This is a genomic window from Phyllobacterium sp., from assembly GCF_037994425.1.
In the GTDB taxonomy this organism is placed as follows: Bacteria; Pseudomonadota; Alphaproteobacteria; order Rhizobiales; family Rhizobiaceae; genus Phyllobacterium.
The window spans coordinates 1-3,626 of the sequence record NZ_JBBNAM010000126.1 but is presented as its reverse complement, the minus strand read 5'-3'; the positions used below and the strand labels follow the sequence as shown (position 1 = coordinate 3,626).

Below are 3,626 nucleotides of genomic sequence, written 5' to 3'. Positions count from 1 at the left end.
AACCGTAGGACTGGCTGAAATCGATGATTTCCTCGCGCTTTGCCGTCGCGGACATGCCGGAAATGATGGCGTCGAACTTGCCGGCGTTAAGCGCCGGGATCATGCCGTCGAAATCCTGGACGACGATCTTGCACTCAATCTTCATATGGTCGCAGAGATATTTGGTCAGTTCGATCTCATAGCCGTCCAGCGTGCCATCGGGCTTGGTGAAGTTGTAGGGTTTGAAGGCGCCTTCGGTCGCGATGGTTATCTGCGTCCATTCCTTGGCCTGCGCATGGGTGCTGGAAGCAAGGACGAGAGCTGAAAGCGCCAGCCCCTTCAGAAAAAGCATGAAGTTCTTCATTTAAGGAATTCCCCTTTGGTTTGCGGCTGATCGACTCAGCCTTTGATAAACTGCTTGAACCGTTCGGACCCGGAGTTAGTGAACACGTGCTCCGGTGCGCCCTCCTCCTCGATCAATCCCTTGTGGAGGAAGATGACGCGGCTCGAGACGTCGCGGGCAAAGCCCATCTCGTGCGTGACCACCAGCATGGTGCGGCCCTCTTCAGCAAGGCCCCGCATCACGCGCAGCACCTCGCCGACAAGCTCGGGATCGAGTGCCGAGGTCGGCTCGTCGAAAAGCATGACCTGTGGCCGCATCGCGAGCGCGCGGGCAATGGCGGCGCGCTGCTGCTGGCCGCCGGACAGGTGCGAGGGATAATGATTGCGCTTTTCGGCGATCCCGACCTTGGCAAGGAGGGCTTCAGCTTCTTCGATACATTCGTTGCGCGTACGCTTGTGCACATGAATGGGGGCTTCGATGACATTTTCGAGGATCGTCTTGTGCGACCAGAGGTTGAAGCTCTGGAACACCATACCGAGGCGTGAGCGGACGCGCTCGACCTGGGCCTGGTCTGCCGGGCGGCTGTTGCCGTCACGCGTGCGCTGCATGCGGATTGTTTCGGCGCCGACCGTCACCTCGCCCGAATCCGGGACCTCGAGGAGGTTTATGCAGCGAAGCAGGGTCGACTTGCCGGAACCGGAGGAACCAAGGATGGAGACGACCTCGCCCTCATGCGCCGTGAGCGATATGCCTTTCAAGACCTCGGCCGCTCCGAACCGCTTGTGAAGGTCGCTGACGCGTAGCGCCAGCGGCATGGTCGGATTCAAGGGGGCGTTCATTTGGCTTCTCCTTGGACCGGCGCTGCGAGCCGGGGAGCACGAAGGTGGGGACTGAGCAGGTGCTCGACGACGTGTACGAAGCGCGTCAAGAGGAAGTTGATCGTCAGATAGATGAGGCCGGCGACAATGAAGACTTCGATGGCGCGGTATGTTTCGGAAATGATCTTGGCGGCAACCCCCGTGACTTCCATCAGGGTAATGATGGATGCAAGCGACGTCGCCTTGACCATGGAGATCATCTCGTTTCCGTAGCCGGGCAGCGCCTGCCGGATTGCCAGCGGCAGGACGATGCGCCGGAAAATCATGAGGCGGGTCATGCCGCATGCGCGGGCGGCCTCGACCTGTCCATTGGGGACGGACAAGAGCCCGCCGCGGATGATCTCACTGGCATAAGCGGCGGTATTGAGCGTCAGTGCAATGACTGCGCACCAGTAGGGTTCGCGCAGGATCGGCCACAGCAGGCTATGGCGGACTGCCGGGGACTGGCTGAGGCCATAATAGATCAGGAAGATCTGTACGAGAAGCGGCGTTCCCCGGAAGACAAACACGTAGCCGCGCGCAAACCAAGCGAGCGCAGGGACCCCCGAAAGCCTCAAGAGTGCAAGAGCAAGGGCAAGTAACACGCCGAAAAAGATCGATGTCGCGGCAAGTTGCAGCGTCAGGGGCATGGCCCCAACGAGGCTGACGAAGGTCGAAAGCATGAAGGACCAGTCCATCAGCTCCTCCTGACGCCGCGTGAAAAGTGACGTTCGGACCGCTGCAGGACCGCGCCGGAAAAGGTCGAGATCGCCAGATAGATGGCGCCGGCGACGATGTAGAAATTGAACGGCATCCCGGTTGACCCGGCGCCCACCTGCGCCTGGCGCAAGAGTTCCGCGACGCCGGTGATCGAGACGAGCGCGGATTCCTTCAGCACGACCTGCCACACATTGCCCATGCCCGGCAGCGCATGGCGAAGGGTCAGCGGCGCGATGATGCGTCTAAAGCGTAAGGCGCGCGACATGCCGCAGGCGATCGCAGCTTCGATCTCGCCGTGCTGTACCGCCCGGAAGGCGCCGCGAAAGACCTCGGTCTGTTGCGCGCCGGACGTGATGCCGACAGCAAGCGACCCGGCAAGAAAGCCTGGAAAACCGATAAAGCCATCCGAGCCAAGCAGCCGCCCGATTGCGGTCACCGCGGCGCTGCCACCGAAATAGAACAGGTAAATGACAAGAAGGTCGGGAATACCGCGCAAGATGGTCGTATAGCCATCGGCAAAAAACCGGAGTGTCCGGCCGCCGGAAACCTTGGCCCAGGCGCCGAATGTGCCGATGATCGAACCGATCATGAATCCGCAAAGAGCGATCAGGATGGTCATTACGGCGCCGGCGACGAGTGCGCCGCCCCAGCCGCCTGGGCCAAAGCTGATTACATCAAGAAAACCCGGCTGGTTCATCAGATTGACGATCCAGCCCCGGCGAGATGCGGAGCAGTCTCAGGCAATGGCGGCTCGACGTCGTCGGGAATCGGATTGACGAAGGGCGTTCCGTCAAGACGGCTGCGATGGTCGGCCTTGGCCGCTTCGATGCGATCGGGGTCGGTGAAAAGGTCAACGGCCGTGCCGGCCATGACCTTTGCCGCATGTTCCATGCCCTTGTGCGCGGCCGGCAGCTTGCCCTGCGCAACGAGCTGCCATGAATGTCCCGGTGTGCCGATGGCATAGGTCGCGCCGCGCATCTGCACCGTTGGCACAACCCAGCTGACCGTGCCGACATCGGTCGAGCCGACAATCGAGCCATCGCCGCTTTCGGGCGGAAAAATGCTGTCGCACAACGCCTGCCCCTTTTTCGGCGCGATGCCAAAACGCCGGTAGGAGTCGGCAATGTCTTCTTGCGAAAAGGTTGCCTGGAATTTTAGCGCGGTCTCATGGTCTGCGGCGCTGAATTGCGGCGCACCGAGATGTTCGAGGTTGGCGTGCATGAGGCGCTCAAGCGGGGTATTGCCAATCAGATTGGCATCGCCGCTGATAATGTGGCTACGCACCGTGGTCTCGGTCATCAGGGCCGCGCCGTCGGCGACCTTTTTCACCCGGTCCACCAGGGTATTGAGTTCAGGCAAGGTGCGCGCCCGTACCAGATAGCGCACCGTTGCACGTGCCTGAACGACGTTCGGCGCTGATCCGCCCGTATCGGTCACTGCATAGTGGACGCGCGCGCTTGCCTGCATGTGCTCGCGCATGTAGTTGACGCCGACATTCATCAGTTCGACGGCATCAAGCGCGCTGCGTCCGAGATGCGGCGTTGCCGAGGCATGGGAGGCGCGGCCGCTGAAATGGAAATTGATCTCGTTGCAGGCCAGCGAAATCGGATTGTTCACACCGGCAAAGGCTGCCGGATGCCAGGAAATGGCGATGTCGACGTCATCAAAGACGCCGGCGCGCACCATGAAGCCCTTGGACGATCCGCCTTCTTCGGCCGGGCAGCCAT

At 61.1% G+C, this 3,626-nt stretch carries 5 protein-coding genes; all 5 read right to left on the bottom strand.

The features are described 5' to 3' along the window. Window positions 1–343, bottom strand: a 343-nt coding sequence (locus AAAB35_RS09200; protein WP_340667989.1) for a transporter substrate-binding domain-containing protein, incomplete at its 3' end; no start/stop codon positions are given. Window positions 344–378: 35 nt separating this feature from the next. Further along, on the bottom strand, window positions 379–1,161 hold the full coding sequence (locus tag AAAB35_RS09195) for an ATP-binding cassette domain-containing protein (protein ID WP_340667988.1): 783 nt from the start codon (window positions 1,159–1,161) through the stop codon (window positions 379–381). After that, window positions 1,158–1,877, bottom strand: a complete 720-nt coding sequence (locus AAAB35_RS09190; protein ID WP_340667987.1) for an ABC transporter permease — start codon at window positions 1,875–1,877, stop codon at window positions 1,158–1,160. The genes AAAB35_RS09195 and AAAB35_RS09190 overlap by 4 nt, the downstream gene beginning before the upstream one ends. After that, window positions 1,877–2,596: an ABC transporter permease gene (locus AAAB35_RS09185; RefSeq protein WP_340667986.1), complete on the bottom strand. Its 720-nt coding sequence runs from the start codon at window positions 2,594–2,596 to the stop codon at window positions 1,877–1,879. Before AAAB35_RS09185 ends, AAAB35_RS09190 begins: the two co-directional genes overlap by 1 nt. Further along, a partial coding sequence (locus tag AAAB35_RS09180) for a peptidase dimerization domain-containing protein (protein ID WP_340667985.1) occupies window positions 2,596–3,626 on the bottom strand: 1,031 nt, incomplete at its 5' end. The genes AAAB35_RS09185 and AAAB35_RS09180, both read right to left, overlap by 1 nt.

Coding starts and splice junctions, on each gene's coding strand:
- AAAB35_RS09195 (WP_340667988.1), bottom strand. CDS start 1,161: ATGAACGCCCCCTTGAATCCGACCATGCCGCTGGCGCTACGCGTCAGC.
- AAAB35_RS09190 (WP_340667987.1), bottom strand. CDS start 1,877: ATGGACTGGTCCTTCATGCTTTCGACCTTCGTCAGCCTCGTTGGGGCC.
- AAAB35_RS09185 (WP_340667986.1), bottom strand. CDS start 2,596: ATGAACCAGCCGGGTTTTCTTGATGTAATCAGCTTTGGCCCAGGCGGC.